Source organism: Stenotrophomonas acidaminiphila (genome assembly GCF_001431595.1).
GTDB lineage: Bacteria > Pseudomonadota > Gammaproteobacteria > Xanthomonadales > Xanthomonadaceae > Stenotrophomonas > Stenotrophomonas acidaminiphila.
The window spans coordinates 1-557 of record NZ_LDJO01000088.1 but is presented as its reverse complement, the minus strand read 5'-3'; the positions used below and the strand labels follow the sequence as shown (position 1 = coordinate 557).

Here is a 557-nt window from a genome sequence, read left to right as displayed (position 1 = left end):
CATCGCACAAAACGGTGCATCATTCGGGGGCAGACATTGGGGAAGCTGTGGATAAAAATGCGGTTCCGGATCGGCGCCAGGTTATCCACAACTTTCCCCACCCGTTCCGGGCCAGTAGTACAGAGGGTTTCAACGCAATGAAATCCTTTAAAAACAAATACTTGGGTGTGTTTTAAACCAAATCTGGCTCTACCAGCACCACCAAGCTTTTGATTTAACCCACATCTTTAAAAGCATAGGGGCACGAAACCACATGCGTTTCACACTGCAGCGCGAAGCCTTCCTCAAGCCGTTGGCGCAGGTCGTCAACGTGGTCGAACGCCGTCAGACCCTTCCGGTTCTGGCCAACTTCCTGGTCCAGGTGCAGGGCGGCCAGCTGTCGTTGACCGGTACCGACCTGGAAGTGGAGATGGTTTCCCGCATCGCGGTCGAGGATGCGCAGGACGGCGAAACCACGATTCCGGCACGCAAGCTGTTCGAGATCGTCCGCGCCCTGCCCGACGGCAGCCGCGTGACCGTGTCGCAGACCGGCGAGAAGATCACCGTGCAGGCCGGGC

1 pseudogene is annotated in these 557 nt (G+C 57.5%); it reads left to right on the top strand.

Features of this window, described 5'->3' with window-relative positions:
* Positions 1-253: 253 nt before the first annotated feature.
* Positions 254-557, top strand: a pseudogene (locus tag ABB33_RS17470) (DNA polymerase III subunit beta); the annotation flags it as partial.